This window comes from Sphingomonas sp. (assembly GCF_036388215.1).
GTDB lineage: Bacteria > Pseudomonadota > Alphaproteobacteria > Sphingomonadales > Sphingomonadaceae > Sphingomonas.
In genome coordinates this window covers 77,513-93,398 of the sequence record NZ_DASVSH010000031.1, presented here as the reverse complement: position 1 = coordinate 93,398, position 15,886 = coordinate 77,513, and the positions used below count along the sequence as shown (strand labels likewise).

General features: G+C 60.0%; 11 protein-coding genes, 1 tRNA gene and 1 pseudogene. 11 read left to right on the top strand and 2 right to left on the bottom strand.

Going from position 1 to position 15,886, the window contains the following annotated elements:
- The first annotated feature begins 16 nt into the window (after positions 1-16).
- Positions 17-676, top strand: a complete 660-nt coding sequence (locus VF617_RS12920; RefSeq protein WP_331015303.1) for a hypothetical protein — start codon at positions 17-19, stop codon at positions 674-676.
- Positions 677-729: 53 nt separating this feature from the next.
- On the opposite strand, the pseudogene VF617_RS12915 reads toward VF617_RS12920, so the two are convergent.
- Together VF617_RS12915 and VF617_RS12910 are read right to left on the bottom strand one after the other, a co-directional pair.
- A pseudogene (locus VF617_RS12915) lies at positions 730-1,080 on the bottom strand (OmpA family protein); the annotation flags it as partial.
- 212 nt (positions 1,081-1,292) lie between these two features.
- Complete coding sequence (locus VF617_RS12910; protein WP_414714054.1) at positions 1,293-2,993, bottom strand: M1 family metallopeptidase; 1,701 nt, start codon at positions 2,991-2,993, stop codon at positions 1,293-1,295.
- 97 nt (positions 2,994-3,090) lie between these two features.
- Here VF617_RS12910 and lon point away from each other — a divergent pair, with 97 nt between their 5' ends.
- The 10 genes from lon to VF617_RS12860 all read left to right on the top strand — a co-directional run bounded on the left by lon (position 3,091) and on the right by VF617_RS12860 (position 15,875).
- Positions 3,091-5,487 (top strand): endopeptidase La, encoded by a 2,397-nt coding sequence (gene lon / locus VF617_RS12905; RefSeq protein ID WP_331015302.1) that lies wholly within the window; start codon positions 3,091-3,093, stop codon positions 5,485-5,487.
- Positions 5,488-5,623: 136 nt separating this feature from the next.
- Complete coding sequence (locus VF617_RS12900; RefSeq protein WP_331015301.1) at positions 5,624-5,896, top strand: HU family DNA-binding protein; 273 nt, start codon at positions 5,624-5,626, stop codon at positions 5,894-5,896.
- A gap of 105 nt (positions 5,897-6,001) precedes the next feature.
- Positions 6,002-6,076: transfer RNA gene (locus VF617_RS12895), tRNA-Val, on the top strand.
- A 385-nt stretch (positions 6,077-6,461) separates the two neighbouring features.
- Positions 6,462-6,641, top strand: coding sequence for a type II toxin-antitoxin system prevent-host-death family antitoxin (locus VF617_RS12890; RefSeq protein WP_331015300.1), 180 nt, complete (start codon positions 6,462-6,464; stop codon positions 6,639-6,641).
- A gap of 8 nt (positions 6,642-6,649) precedes the next feature.
- The gene (locus VF617_RS12885; protein ID WP_331015299.1) at positions 6,650-8,272 is read left to right on the top strand and encodes a DNA cytosine methyltransferase; all 1,623 of its coding nucleotides are present in this window, start codon (positions 6,650-6,652) and stop codon (positions 8,270-8,272) included.
- Positions 8,272-8,691 carry a very short patch repair endonuclease gene (locus tag VF617_RS12880; RefSeq protein ID WP_331015298.1) on the top strand — a complete coding sequence of 140 codons (420 nt, stop codon included), beginning with the start codon at positions 8,272-8,274 and terminating at the stop codon, positions 8,689-8,691. Before VF617_RS12885 ends, VF617_RS12880 begins: the two co-directional genes overlap by 1 nt.
- A complete protein-coding gene (locus VF617_RS12875) occupies positions 8,691-10,166 on the top strand; it encodes an ATP-binding protein (protein WP_331015297.1) in 1,476 nt (491 codons plus the stop codon). The genes VF617_RS12880 and VF617_RS12875 overlap by 1 nt, the downstream gene beginning before the upstream one ends.
- Positions 10,163-12,844 (top strand): Z1 domain-containing protein, encoded by a 2,682-nt coding sequence (locus VF617_RS12870; RefSeq protein WP_331015296.1) that lies wholly within the window; start codon positions 10,163-10,165, stop codon positions 12,842-12,844. Before VF617_RS12875 ends, VF617_RS12870 begins: the two co-directional genes overlap by 4 nt.
- Positions 12,822-13,808, top strand: a complete 987-nt coding sequence (locus VF617_RS12865; protein ID WP_331015295.1) for a PD-(D/E)XK motif protein — start codon at positions 12,822-12,824, stop codon at positions 13,806-13,808. The genes VF617_RS12870 and VF617_RS12865 overlap by 23 nt, the downstream gene beginning before the upstream one ends.
- Positions 13,809-15,875, top strand: coding sequence for an AIPR family protein (locus VF617_RS12860; protein ID WP_331015294.1), 2,067 nt, complete (start codon positions 13,809-13,811; stop codon positions 15,873-15,875). It begins immediately after the preceding gene.
- Positions 15,876-15,886 lie beyond the last annotated feature (11 nt).

Here is a 15,886-nt window from a genome sequence, read left to right as displayed (position 1 = left end):
TTTGGCGGCTCGTTAGTTGACAGCCGTCGATCCACTTGGACAGGCGCATGCGCGCCGCCGGCGCGTCCGCTTCTGGCATGCGTTCGTCTGGCTGCTCATCGGGGCGGTGGTCTATGCGGTGGCGCTTGCGATCGCGCTGTTGCTCTATCCCGACCCGAAGGACGCGCTCGCGCCTGTCGTCGGGCCCAGCCTTTACCTGACGCCGCTCTTCGGGCTGCCCTATCTGTTCACCAGCGCGCGGCAGCGCGGATGGCTGCGGCGCGTATTCTATTTCATGCTAATGCTGAGCTTCTCTCATATCGTCGCCAACAATCTGGCCTGGCGATATGGGGTGGTGAACTTTCCGCTCGAACCCGACCCGAGCGATTATGCGCGCGATTTCGCCACGGGAGCGATCGGCGGGTTCGCCGGGAGCGCGCTCGCCTTTTCGCTGCTTGTCTGGATACGCCTGGCGCCGCTTACGCGGGCGACACGCGCCATCATATTACTGGGTATCGCACTACTCACGCTGCTCGCGGGCTTTGGGATGGCACACGGGTTGCTGATGACGCAGGCGCTCGAAATGCCCTTCAAGCCCTCGCGCTTCATCTTCTGGTTCGAGTGCGTGCACTTGCCATGGCAGGTAGCGCTCGCCTTCTTTCTGGCCTGGCTGATGCGGCTCAGGCCCAGCGCTTGAGCTCCCGCGTCGGACTTGACCGGCGGGAGGTCGCCCCCCCCGCCGGTGAACCATTACCAGCCGCTGCCGGGCCCGAAGGTGATTTCGGCGCGCCGGTTCTGGGGCTCGCCGACCCCGTCGGCGGTTTCGACCAAGGGCCGGCTTTCGCCGAACGCTTCAGTCGTCATCACGCCATCGGGAATCCCCCTGCCCGCAAGATAGGAGCGCACGTTGGCCGCTATGCGCTGCGACAGGCCGACATTATACTGGTCGTCGCCCTTCCGGTCGGTATGCCCGGCAATCATGACCTGCGCCTGGCCGCATGTCTGATAGGCTGCTGCGGCATTGTCCAGAATGGCCTCGGCCACTGGCGTCAGCTTGTCGCTATTGGCATCGAAGAAGACCATGAAGGGCCCGGCTACGCACGCCGTCTGCGCTGCGGCGGAAGGGACGAATGCAAAGGCGCTGGCGGCGCAAATGACCGAATATGCAAGAATTCTACGCACGAAAAATCCCCCTGGTTTAGGAGAGCTCAAATCGGCTCGCCCCCCTCGTTGGTGCCGCCGGAACCCAACCGAGTCAATTCTATGGAAGGGATACTTGCGCATATCGGCACAAAAGATCGCTCCGCGAGCGTTCACCCCCTCCTGAACACGTAATTCTGGAAATCCTCTACGGCGCTGGAACGACGCAGGGTCCGAGACGCCGGATCGACGACAAGATGCGCACCCTCCGGAACCTGGATCGTCGCCGTGCCGCCCGGCATTTCGACTAGCTGGACCCGGCCGTCGATCGATACTTCGATAGGCATGGGAAAGGGCTTGCCGCCCGGCGCCTTCCAGCGGAGCGTCATTGCATTACCCTTGGTGCTGCCGTTCAGCTCGGGAAGCGCGGCCTGCTTCAGATAGACGTCGAAGAACCAGTTCATGTCCTTGCCCGTCACCTGATTGACGATCTGGATATATTCGGGCGTAGAGGCGAAGCGCGGCTGGAAATTTCCCGGCCTGGGGTCGGGCCGGCCATAGACCAGCCGCCGCGTCACTTCGAAGAACCTGTCGTCTCCGATCAGGTTGCGCAGCGTGTGGAGCACCCAGGCGCCCTTGGTGTAGATGTCCTGGCCCGGGCCGCCTTTTTCGTCTTCATAGACCTCTTCCTCGGTCATGATCCGGCTCGAGACGATCGGCGCGTGGTTCTGAATCTGCTGGCGAAACTCGTCCATCATCGTGGCGTACCGAGCCTCGCCCTCGCGCCAGCGGCCGTAGAGTGGCTGCATATATTGCGCATAGCCTTCGTGGAGCCAGTAATCGTCCCAATTGGCCGCCGACATCTGGTTGCCGAACCATTCGTGCGCGAGCTCATGCTGAAAGATCTCGTCGAAGCCGCTCGGCGTTTTCTTGTAGTTGTTGCCATAGGCGTTGATCGTCTGATGCTCCATGCCGAGATGCGGCGTGTCGGCGATCGCGACCTTCTCGTCGGCCCAGGGATAGGGGCCGATCATCTTCTCGAAGAAGTCCATCGTCGGAGCGAACTCGGCGAACAAGGCCGCGGCTTTTTTGTCGCGCCCGGGCAGATACCAATAAGCCATCGGAATCTTGTTGCCGAAGCGGCTCTGATAGACGGCTCCGAGATCCTTGTACGGCCCGACCTGGAGCGTGACGGAATAGGGATTGGGGCTGCGGGCCTTCCAGTGCCAGGTCGTGCGCCCGTCGGGCAGGGTATCGATCTTCTGCAACGTGCCGTTGGCCGGGGCCTTCAGTCCCGCGGGCACGGTTATGTGGAGATCGACCATGGCGGGCTCGCCCCTGGGGAAATCGAGGCAGGGCCAGAACAGGTCGCAGCCATAGCCCTCCGCCGTGGTCGCCACCCAGGGCTCGCCATCGGGCGTCTTGGCCCAGACGATGCCGTCATCCCACGGCGCGCGCACCGCCACATGCGGTGTGCCGCCATAAGCGATGCGGACGTTTACGCGCTGGCCGGCGCGCAGCCGGCGGGGGAGCCGGATCGCAAGGCGACCTTCGGGATTGCTCCACATGGCCGGGCGCAACGGACGGCCGTCTATGCTGATCGCCGTGACGGGCAGGTTCTTGTCGAGATCGATGAGCAGCTGGCCGAGCGGGGCGGAGGTCTGGAGCGACAGCGTCGCCACGCCGTGTAACTGCTGGGTCGCCGGCAGTATTTCGATCGCCAGATCGACATGATCGAGCCGCAACGCCGCGCGCTCGGCCGCGATCGGCCCGCCCGAGGCTTGGGTCGTCTCGGTGATCGGCGGCTCGCCGGGCTTCAGGGCCTGAGCGAGGGCGGGGAAGGCGGGAGCGCCCGCGAGCAGCAGCCCGCTCACAGCTTTGATCGTCAGCCCGCGCGGATAAGATTGATGGAAACGCTTTGGTCCCCATATAGTGGTCAAAGAGGCCCGCTTGGGGCTCGCCGGAGTTTTCATGAAGCAATCCTATCCCGTACTGCCGCTTCGCGACATCGTCGTCTTTCCACACATGATCGTGCCGCTGTTCGTCGGCCGCGACAAGTCGGTTGCCGCGCTTGAGGCGGCGATGGCCGACGACAAGGAGATTTTTCTCGTCGCGCAGCTCGATCCGGCCCAGGACGATCCCGGCCGCGAAGACCTGTACGATACCGGCGTGACCGCCGAAGTGCTTCAATTGCTCAAGCTTCCTGACGGCACCGTCCGCGTGCTGGTGGGCGGCAAGGAGCGTGGCCAGCTGGAATCGCTCGAAGAAGGCGGCGCCTTCCTGACCGCGTCCATTGGCCCGGTGGCCGAGGAGCCCGTGGAGGGGACCGAGGTCCAGGCGCTGATGCGCTCCGTGATCGATCAGTTCGAAAACTACGCCAAGCTCAATCGCAAGCTGCCTGCCGAGACCGCGGTGCAGCTTGCCGAGCTGGACGAGGCTTCGCGCCTGGCGGATGCCGTTGCCGCCAATATCGCAGTGAAGGTGGCCGACAAGCAGTCGCTGCTGGTCGAGGCCAATCCCCAGAAGCGGCTCGAAATGGTGTTTGCCTTCATGGAGGGCGAGCTGGGCGTGCTGCAAGTCGAGAAGAAAATCCGCAGCCGCGTGAAGCGCCAGATGGAGAAGACGCAGCGCGAATATTATCTCAACGAGCAGCTCAAGGCCATCCAGCGCGAGCTGGGCAATGAGGGCGAGGAAGGCGATGGCGACGAGATCGCCGAGCTGACCCAGAAGATCGCGACGCTCAAGCTGAGCAAGGAAGCGCGGACCAAGGCCACTGCCGAGCTCAAGAAGCTCAAGACCATGGCGCCAATGAGCGCCGAGGCGACGGTCGTGCGCAACTATCTGGACGTGCTGCTCGGATTGCCCTGGGGCAAGAAGACCAAGATCAAGAAGGATATCGCGGCGGCGCAGGCGATCCTCGACGAGGATCATTATGCGCTCGAGAAGGTCAAGGACCGGATCGTCGAATATCTCGCCGTCCAGGCGCGCACCAACAAGCTGAAGGGGCCGATCCTGTGCCTTGTCGGCCCTCCGGGCGTGGGCAAGACTTCGCTGGGCAAGAGCATCGCCAAGGCGACTGGCCGCGAGTTCATCCGCCAATCGCTGGGCGGCGTGCGCGACGAAGCCGAAATCCGCGGGCATCGCCGCACCTATATCGGCTCGCTGCCGGGCAAGATCGTGTCGAACCTGAGGAAGGCCGGGGCGAGCAATCCCTTGTTCCTGCTCGACGAGATCGACAAGCTCGGCCAGGATTTCCGCGGCGATCCCGCGTCGGCCTTGCTCGAAGTGCTCGATCCCGAGCAGAACAGCAAGTTTCAGGATCACTATCTGGAGATCGACATCGATCTTTCGGACGTGATGTTCGTGACCACGGCGAACAGCCTGAACCTGCCCCAGGCGCTGCTAGATCGGATGGAGATCATCCGACTGGAGGGCTATACCGAGGATGAGAAGGTCCAGATCGCTGAACGTCACCTGATTGCAAAGCAGATCGAGGCGCACGGGCTCAAGAAGGGCGAGTTCACCCTCACGACCGAGGGACTGCGCGCGCTGATCCAGAGCTACACCCGGGAGGCGGGTGTTCGCACGCTGGAGCGCGAGATCGCGCGGCTGGCGCGCAAGGTGCTGCGCCAGATTCTCGAGAAGAAAGTCACGTCGGTCACGATCACGCCCGACAATCTCTCCGAATTCGCGGGCGTGCAGAAATACCGCCACGGGCTTTCCGAGGAGGAGAATCAGATCGGCGCGGTGACTGGTCTGGCCTGGACCGAAGTCGGCGGCGAATTGCTGACGATCGAGAGCGTTACCGTGCAGGGCAAGGGCGCGATCAAGACGACCGGCACGCTCGGCGATGTGATGAAGGAATCGGTCGAGACCGCGTTCAGCTTCGTCAAGGCGCGGGCGCCGAGCTATGGCATCAAGCCAAGCCTGTTCCAGCGCAAGGACGTGCATGTCCACTTGCCCGAAGGCGCTGTGCCCAAGGACGGGCCATCGGCGGGCGTCGGCCTTGTCACCGCGATCGTCTCGACGATGACGGGCGTGCCGATCCGCCGCGACATCGCGATGACCGGCGAAGTCACGCTGCGCGGCCGCGTGCTGCCGATCGGCGGGCTCAAGGAAAAGCTGCTCGCGGCGCTCAGGGGCGGCATCAAGACGGTGTTGATCCCCGAGGAGAATGAGAAGGACCTGGCGGAGATACCGGCGAATATCCGCGAAGGGCTGGAGATCATCCCAGTCAAGCATGTCGACCAGGTGCTCAAGCTCGCCCTTACGGAGGGGCTGACGCCGATCGACTGGACCGACGCCGACGAGTTGGCCGTTCAGCCCCCGGCGGGGATCCCTGCGATCGGAGATGCCGTTCACCATTGAGGAACCCCGGTTTTGCCGTGATTTGAGCCGGAAAGGCTTTGACAGCGGCGGCAGTCGCGTGCTGACTGACGCACCGGCTTGCCGCCGCGACTCAATTCATTCTGCGCAAAGCAATTATCAGGGGGATGTCAGCAACATGAACAAGCAGGAACTGATCAGTCAGGTCGCCGATAATTCGGGTTTGGGGAAGGGCGATGCGAGCAAGGCCGTGGAAGCGGTGTTCGATGCGATCTCGGCCTCGCTGAAGCGCGGCGACGAAGTACGCCTGGTCGGCTTCGGCACCTTCTCGGTCAGCAAGCGCAAGGCCTCCACCGGCCGCAATCCCCGCACGGGCGAGGAAATGACGATCAAGGCTTCGAACCAGCCCAAGTTCAAGGCGGGCAAGGGCCTGAAGGACTCGGTAAACTGATCTGATGGAGTGCCGCCGGTGCGGCGCTCAACCAGAAAGGCGTCTCTGGACAGCGCAGGCGGGTGGCGCTAGAGGCCCGCTTCCCGTTCCCGCCGATAGGCGAATGGGCGCGTAGCTCAGTGGTAGAGCACACCCTTCACACGGGTGGGGTCACAGGTTCAATCCCTGTCGCGCCCACCATGTTTTTCAAGGACTTACGAGTCTTTGAGGACATGGCATCCCTTTCCACCCCACTATATCCCCACTCAGTGTCGGGATAATTGCCGCTGTGCCTCCGTCCGACGCGGCGGGCGAGTGGCCCCCTTTGCGGGCCGTTTGGCCGTCAGATTTTGGCATTGCAGGGGGCCCAGCGGGGGGGGGGGAGGGTAAGATCGCATTTCCCTCGCGCCGTTAGAAATCCGCCTCTTGCGCGACATAAAAATTTTGAAAAAAGTGCCGGTCTCACGGCGTCATTCTCAAGAGAGCATCGTGAGAATTGCGGAGGAGTGCTTCCGTTATATCCAGGCGTCTGTTGCCAAGATCCCCCAAGTAGCTAAAATGGCTCATTCTTGACGGGGCAGATCATATGCAAACTATGTCCGCGAAGGACGCCAAAAACAGCTTTGGGCTGCTGCTCGACCGGGCCAGAGCGGAGCCTGTCCAAGTTGAAAAGCATGGCAGACCCGTTGTCGTCGTCGTCAGCGTCGAAGAGTTTCAGCGCCTGTCGCTTGCATCTCCCGCGCCCCTCGGACGGACCGAGGGCTGACCATCGACATGCTCGCAATTCATCCGATTATCGAGGAGTTTCCGGCAGCGGCGGACACGGGTGCCGTTAAGCGCGACCAGGCATGGCGCAGCGCGGCGTTCCCCGTAGTTGACGTTTTCGCCGGTCCCAGTGGTCTTGGCGAAGGCTTCTCCCTCAGCTCGGATGAAAAAGGGAAACCGTGTTTCAACAGCGTGGTGTCCATCGAAAGGGATATTTTCTCGCATCAGACCCTGCTGCTCCGCCACTTCATCCGTCAGTTCCCGGAAGGCGAAGCGCCGGATGAATATTACAGCTTCCTGAAGGGCGGTATCACCCGTGAGGAGATGTATCGCCTTCATCCTGCGGCACATGCTCACGCGGCTGCCTCGGCATTACGGATTTCGCTTGGACCGGAATCCCATGCGGAGGTGAAGAAAATCATCCGGGCTCGCGTTGGCGACAGTCGCCGATGGGCGCTCGTCGGAGGACCGCCCTGTCAGGCGTATTCGCTGGTCGGGCGCTCGCGGATGATGGGCCGCAAGGATTTCGCCGAGGACGAACGGCACACCCTCTATCTCGAATATCTCAGGATCATTGTCGATCATCGCCCGCCGCTGTTTGTTATGGAGAATGTGAAGGGTCTGCTTTCCGCCACCATCGACGGTAAGTCTGCGATCACCCGGATCGTGCGCGATCTCTCACATCCCGGAACCGCCATTCCCGGAACACCGGACGACCTGTCCTACAAGCTGTATTCGCTCACGGAGCAGGATATGGCGGAAGGGGATGTGGACCCGCGCCTCTTCGTGGTTCGCGCCGAGGAGTACGGCATCCCGCAGGCCCGGCACCGGATGTTCATTGTCGGCATTCGCAGCGATCTGAAAGTCCGTCCGGGATCGCTCAAAAAGATGGTCGCTCCTACCGTCCAAGAGACAATAGGATCGCTGCCTTCCATACGCAGCGGCCTCTCAAAGGCAAAGGACAGCCCGGCGGCTTGGCTGAGCGAGCTTCGGGCCATCTCGAGCATGAATGTCCGCCGCCAGCTCAACGGCGCGGTTTATGCTGGCGATGTCGCGAAGGCACTGGATTTCCGCAATCTGATCGAGGTCAGTTCGCCCTGCGCGATATCGTCATCCCGATACAGTATGCGCAAGCCTGTGCATGATGTACTGCGCAGCCTCTACGACAGTAGACTGTCGGTGCTGACGGCGCACGAGGCGCGAAGCCATATGGCCTCAGACCTGCGTCGCTATCTCTATGCCGCAACTTTTGCGGAAAAGACCGGACGCAGCCCTAAGCTGGCCGATTTTCCGACAAGCCTACTGCCCGATCACAAGAATGTTGAGGAAGGTCGGACAGGCAAAATGTTCTCTGACCGGTTCCGTGTGCAGCTCGCAGGCCATGTCTCGACGACGATCACATCCCACATCTCGAAGGACGGCCACTACTTCATCCACTATGATCCGGCTCAGTGCCGCAGCCTGACGGTGCGCGAAGCGGCTCGGCTCCAGACATTCCCGGACAACTACTTCTTCGCAGGGCCGCGCACGGAGCAGTACCATCAGGTCGGCAACGCCGTGCCGCCGCAGCTCGCGAGGCAGATTGCGGATATAGTCGCTGAAGTCCTTCATGCCGTACCGGATGACCACTGATGGCGGACACAATTTCGGCGGAGCGTCGGAGCTGGAACATGTCGCGGATCAAGGGACGCGACACCGGCCCTGAAATGCGGCTCCGTTCGCTGCTGCATCGCGCGGGCTTCCGGTTCCGTCTTCACCCGAAAGAGCTGTCCGGCAAGCCAGATATTGTGCTGCCGAAGTACCACGCTGTCATCTTTGTTCACGGCTGTTTCTGGCATCGGCATGACGGATGCCGGAATGCGACCACACCTTCCACCAGAACCGATTTCTGGCAGGCGAAATTTGATGGGAACGTGGAGAGGGATAAGCGAAACAGGGCCGCACTTGAGACAGCGGGCTGGACCGTTATCACCGTCTGGGAATGCGAACTGAAAGTTGATGCCGACCGGATCGTGCAGCAGCTCTCCACCAAAATGCGCGAGGCAGCCTGATGGCACGACCCGAACGTCTGCCACCGAGTGCGGCCTGTCTCTCAGCATCAATGCGAGATCTTGGCTATTCGCTTGAAGCAGCGGTCGCCGACCTGATCGACAACAGCATCTCCGCCGATGCGTCGAAGATCGACATTTTCTGCGAACCGTCAGCGGCGTATCCTGTGCTTGTCATCCTCGATGACGGGCGCGGAATGGACGCAGCCGAACTTCTGGCGGCTATGCGGCACGGGGCCGCGAACCCGCGCGCGGAGCGATCCCCGAAAGACCTGGGCCGGTTTGGTCTCGGCCTCAAAACTGCCTCCTTCTCTCAATGCCGTTCCCTCACGGTCGTTAGTGCGAAGCATGGCAGCCTGTCAGGGGCTGAATGGAACCTCGACGTTATTGACCAGGCAGATGACTGGATTCTCAGCATTCTCGACGAAGAGGATATCGCTGCTCTACCCTATGCGGACCACCTTGGCCCATGCGGCACTGCCGTCATCTGGCGCGAACTCGACCGGCTGCTGGAAGATGAGACCGGCAACCGGCGCGATGAGATCGTCAACGAGAAGCTGGACGTGCTGGAAAAGCATCTGGCGCTTGTGTTCCATCGTTTCCTTGCCGGTGAAATCCGGGGCCGAAGCCGTATTGCGATCACGGTCAACAGACATCCGGTGGAAGCCTTTGATCCGTTCTGCCGGAAGAACACCCACACCAGACACCTGCCGGAGGAGATCGTGCGGATCGGGTCGGCGGCGGTGCATTTGCAACCCTACATCCTGCCGCATCATTCCAACCTGACGGCCCGCGAATACGATTTCTACCAAACGCGTAGCGACTTCATCTCCAATCAGGGAGCCTACATCTACCGCAACGGCAGACTGATGGCGTGGGGCGACTGGTTTCGGCTGATTCCGAAGGGCGAAGCAACAAAGCTGGCCCGCGTCCAGATAGATTTTCCGAACAGCCTTGATGAGGCGTGGACCATCGACATCAAGAAGTCGCGATCCCGTCCGCCGCTTCCGGTGCGACAACGACTCCGACAGATCATCGCGAAGGTCTCAGGTGCAAGCACAACCGTTCACCGGGGACGCGGCCAGAAGCTGTTCCATGAAATCACCGCGCCGCTGTGGGAGCGATATGCCGATAAGACCGGCATCCGGTATGCTTTGAATAGGACACATCCGCTGGCACAGCGCCTACACGAGAAACTGGACGGCGAAGGTGTGCGTCATCTCGACCTTCTGCTGGAGTCCGTGGCTGCCTCACTGCCCATCGAGATGATTTACTCGGACTATTCGACGCATCCCCGCGACGTAAGCCAGATGCCGCCGGTCGATGATATGAAGGGCCGCCTTGACGACCTCAGACGCGCTCTGTGGGGCGACGGGCGAGGGAATGCGGATGCGTTCAGGGATATTGTCAGATCGACGCGACTCTTTGACGATCACGGGGAGATCGTCGAGAGTTACATTCAGGGGGAATTTGCTTGAGTACGCAGAGCGATAAGGAGAAGGTTGTTCTTGCTGCATTGATCGGCGCATTCGACGATCAGGACGGCCTGCCTTCACGCGACGAGATTGCGGCCAAGGCTGCCCTCCTCGCACCGCTGCTCGGTTACTCCGGCGATCTTCAGAACATTATCACTGAAGCCGAGACGGCAATTCCGTCACGCATGAACGCAGGCGTGTCACTGATCGATGTCGATGCCGCGCACGACGAGGATTGGATTCACAAACGCGAAATCGACACGACCTATGCGGATGCCTATGGCGGCTACCTGCGCAGCGAGGGCTGGAAGCCCACCGTCGTGAACACTCTCCTCAACGCTGACGGTTCAAAAATTCTCGGCCTGCTCCAAGACCCAACCAGTGAAGGCGAATGGAAGCGCCGTGGCCTCGTCATCGGCCATGTCCAGTCCGGCAAGACTGCCAACTACATGGGCGTGATCGCAAAGGCTGCCGATGCCGGGTACAAATTCATCATCGTCATTGCGGGCATTCACAACAATCTGCGCAAGCAGACCCAGCAGCGTGTTGATGAGGGGTTTGTTGGACGCTCCAGCGACCCGGAAAATCGCGTTAACATCGGTGTCGGGCTGGACAGGAACTACCCGAACCCTGTCACGCTCACGAACATAAACTCCGACTTCAACAAGCAGACTGCGAATGTCAGCGGGGCGCAACTGAACGATTTCAAAAATCCTGTCATTCTCGTCATTAAGAAGAACGTGAAGACGCTCGAAGCTCTCCACATCTGGTTGCGGGAGCTGAACGCGAAAGGGCGCGACCGAATTGCCGATGTCCCAATGCTGGTGATCGACGACGAGGCCGACAACGCATCAATCAACACGAATAAGCCGGATATCAACCCGACAGCCACCAATGCGTGGATAAGGAAGATTCTGCGGCTGTTCACCAAAAACTGCTACGTCGGATATACGGCAACGCCGTTCGCCAACATATTCATCGATCCCGACGCCTTTGATGAAAAGGCTTACGAGGAGCTGTTCCCTAAAGACTTCATTCACTCGCTGGACGCGCCGACGACCTATTTCGGGCCGGACAAGGTTTTCCTGAACGACGAGAGCAGCAGTGCGATCCTGCGGCAGATCAAGGACTGCGAGGAATACCTGCCCTTCATCCATAAAAACGGCTTTCCGGTCGCGGAACTGCCGCCCAGCCTCTATCGTGCGCTGGATCAGTTCATCGTGGCGCGAGCCATTCGCAACCTCAGAGGACAGGAGCGGAAACACTGCTCCATGCTGATCAACGTGTCTCGCTTTGTATCCGTTCAGAAGGAGGTACGGAGCTTCATCGGGCTGCGCCTCGACCGAATGCGGGAGGCCGTGAAGGCCAATCATATGATGCCGGAAGCCGCCTCATCGAAAAACGAACACATGGCACGTCTGCGTACCGCTTTTGATGCCGAGTTCGCCGCCAACGAGTTTGGCGGAAGAAATTACTCCTGGGGTGAAGTGAAAGCGGCTCTCTGGGGAGTGTTCGAAAATCTGCGCACGTTTGTGGTCAACAGCAAAAGCGACGAGGTTCTCGATTTCGCGAAGTATGAGAAGGATGACATCGGCCTGACGGCCATCGCTATCGGCGGCCTCAGCCTGTCCCGCGGCCTGACGATTGAAGGTCTGACAATCAGCTACATGTACCGCAACACCAAGATGTACGACACGCTGATGCAGATGGGGCGCTGGTTCGGCTATCGACCAGGCTATGAGGATGTCTGTCGCGTCTGGCTGCCGAATGACTCCATCAACTGGTACAAGCATATTGCACTGGCATCCGAGGAACTGCGTCAGCAGATCACGCGGATGCGTCAGGCCGACATGAGTCCAAGGGATTTCGGCCTCTACGTGAAGTCCCACCCAGACAGTCTGATGGTGACTGCCGCTAACAAGATGCGCAGTGGTGAAAAGGTCATTCTGAATCAAAATCTGACCGGCACACTCCAAGAGAGCTGGCTGCTGCCCCTCGATTCCAAGGTCAATCAGGACAACGAGGAGCTGATCGCGGAATACTGGCGCGACGGTTTTGGCGGCACAGTGGAGCCGACCGAAAAAGGATGGTTCATTCCTGACGTTGATGTCGGGAAGGTCGATGAGTTCCTGTTGCGGTTCAAGGCACACAAATCCGCACGGAAACGGAAAGCCGACGCGATTGAGTATCTGCTCAAAATCGCGCCCAAATTTCCCAGGGCTGACGTGCTGCTTATCTCGAAAGGGCCGGGTGACCCGGCAGCATATCGCCTTGGCGCCCAGGACAGGACGGCCGAGAATGATGCCACGCCTGATAAATGGCAGATTTCAGGATATCGTGTCGCCAGTCGCGGCGACGAGAAACTTGGCCTGACAGACGATCAGATTTCCGATGCCGAGAAACTGGCCGCCGAGGACGCCAAGTCCAAAAAGAAAAAGCCCTCTGACGTTCATTATCGCATGGTGCGTAAAAAGCCGTTGTTGATGATCCATGTTCTGGAGCCGACCGAAAATCCTGCATTCGCCGGTTACAGGGTTCCCGCATGGGGGCTGAGCTTCCCGGATGGCCTGTACGGAGCCGACTTCGAGATTGAAGTGATCGCCAACAAGGTCTGGATGGAAGAGATGTACGGCTTGATGGACGACGATCCGGACGCCGATGAGGACTATGACGATGAATAGGCCCGTGCCGTGGGACGCTGTTCCGACACCGGCGGCTGATCTGAGTGTTCTTCGCGTTGCGGGAACGACGGGGGTTGCCATGTTCTGGGGCCGCGATGCCGGAGCGCAGTGCCTGCTGATTATAGAGCTGGACGGCGATCACACCGCACAGTTCCGTCGTGACGTGGTTTCCCTGCACGGTATCAGCGTTGATCTTCGGAACGGCGATGGTGCCGGTCAGCAGCGGCTTGTCCTGACGGTGGCCCGGCATATCGACAGTGACCTCTTCCTTGGCCTATGTGAAACCCTCATCGGCAGCCTCAGAGATGTCGCTGACCCGGCAACGGCAATGGCTGTCGCACTTGCCCATCTTCGGCGCTGGAAAGCGTTTCTGGCAGGGCGCAACGCCCGCCTGCTCTCACCCGAAGAGGTTCGCGGCCTGTTCGGCGAACTGCACGTTCTGCGCCTTTTCTATCAGGACACTCTGGCACAGCCTGAGGCAGTCGATGCGTGGTGCGGCCCGGATGATTCCCATCAGGACTTCATTTTCGGCAACCGGGCCATTGAGGTGAAATCGCTTTCCGGTCGGGAGCGCAGCACCGTTCGCATCTCGTCCGAGGATCAGTTGGAATCGCTCGCTGACGAGTTGTTTCTTCTGACCCAGCGCCTGAGCAGTCACCCCGATGCTGACCAGGCATTGTCACTGAACGGCATGATCGGGCTGATCGACGGTGAGCTTGCGGATGCCGATGCCATCGAGCAGTTCACCGACAAACTCGCAGGCATGGGGTACGTGCCACTCGCGGAATACGATGCTCCACGCTTCATTGTGAGCGGCCTTCAGGGATACCGCGTGACCGATGGCTTTCCCCGGCTGATCCGCTCGGAGCTGCCGCCCGGCATCACCAAGGTCTCCTACGATATCATGCTGGAGGCGATAGCGCCGTTCTCCTGCGATGAAGCCGATATGTTCCGGAGGCCCTGATTGGAAACGACCGGCGAAGAGTTCTTCCATGATTTCCGTCAGGATTTGCTGGTCGGGGCCGAGGCGAACGGCAGCTTCTTGCTGGCCGAGTTCATGGATGTCGTATCCCGTGAGCTGACAGAGACGGGTTTTACGGAAGGCTTCGAGTTCGCGCACTACCGTGCGCAGCGCGGTATGCGTGTGGACGGATACTGGTTCAACGACGAAGGCGGTCTGGACCTTTTTGTGGCGGATTTCGACAGCCGCACCGAACTGGCCTCCCTCACCCGTACCGACGTTGATGCCTCGTTCAAACGTGTGGCCAACTTCTTTGATGCCAGTCTGCGTAAGAATCTGGCGGCTGACTTGGAAATCACCTCGCCGGAATACGGCCTCGCAAGGCAGATTGCGGACAGGAAATCACTGATCCGGCATCTTAACCTTATTCTCGTTTCCGAGCGAACATTGAGCGACCGGATTCAGGCGCTGCCGGATGCCGAAACAGCCGGTATCGCGACCAGCTTTCATATCTGGGATATTTCCCGCCTTCACCGCCAGCGCAATTCCCGCAGCCACAAGGAGGCCTTGGACCTCGATTTCGAAGCGATGTTCGGGACCGGCATATCCTGCCTTCCCGCCCATCTCGGGACGGATGCCTATCAGTCCTATCTCGTCGTGATGCCAGGGACGATCCTTTCGACAATATACGAGAAATTCGGCGCGAGGCTGCTGGAGCAGAATGTCCGCACGTTTCTTCAGGCCAGAGCGAAGGTCAACCAGGGTATCCGCACGACCATCATGACCGAACCGGGGATGTTCTTCGCCTATAACAACGGCATCACGGCCACAGCCCAGGGTGTGGAAACGAAGCGGACGGGGGACGGCCTCCAGATCACCCGGATCACCGACCTACAGATTGTGAATGGCGGACAGACCACCGCGTCGCTGTTCCACACCCGCCGGAAGGACAAAGCCGACCTCACGCAGATATTCGTGCAGATGAAGCTGTCCGTGATCGACAGCGAGGAGAGCGAGAAGGTGGTTCCGCGTATTTCCGAATACGCCAACACCCAGAACCGGGTCCAAGCTGCGGATTTCTTTTCAAATCATGCCTACCATATCCGCATGGAGGAGTTTTCCCGCCGCATATGGGCGCCTGCGGGCAAAGGTGCGCAGCGGGAAACGAAATGGTTCTATGAACGCGCCCGTGGTCAGTATGCGGATGCACAGGCCAAACTCACCCCTGCCGAGCAGAAACGGTTCAAGGCGGAAAATCCGAAGCCGCAGATGCTGACGAAGACGGATCTCGCAAAATTCGAGAACGTCTGGGACGACCATCCGCGGTACGTGAACCTTGGAGCCGAGAAGAACTTCGCCCGCTACGCCGCCCGGATCGGCAAGGAATGGGACAAGTCATCGGACGGCTTCAACGAAGCGTATTTCAAACGCGCCGTTGCGCGAGGAATCATATTCCGTGCGACCGAACGGGTCGTGTCAGCGCAGCCTTGGTACAACAACGGTTATCGCGCGAATATCGTCGCCTACACGCTGGCCGTTCTCAGCGAACTAACAAGGAGGCAGGAAAAAAGCCTCGATTTCCAGCGAGTCTGGAATGCGCAAGCGATAAGCCCTGTCCTCGAAAGCACCATCGCCACCGTCGCATCCCGCGTGAACGACGACCTGTTGCACCCTATGCAGGGCATTTCGAACATTTCGGAGTGGGCCAAGCGCGAAGCCTGCTGGACGCGGATGCTGGAGCATATTGACGAATTTGCCGACCTTCTGCCGGATGAGTTTGATGGCGAATGTCTGTCCCGCGACGATCATATGTCCGAGAAACGGGCTGCCCGAAATACGCAGAAGGTTGATAACGGCATTGAGGCGCAAACGAAGGTCTTCGCGATCCCCGCTCCGAAATGGATCGTGATCCACGACACTCTGGCTGCGAAACGCCTGCTGACGCCGAAAGAAATCGGCGTTCTGAAAATAGCAATGCAGATGCCGATTAAAATTCCCACCGACAAGCAGTGCGCCGTTCTTTTGGACACCATCGGCAAAGCGCGGGCAGAGGGCATTGCGATTGAATGAAATGTTGGCTG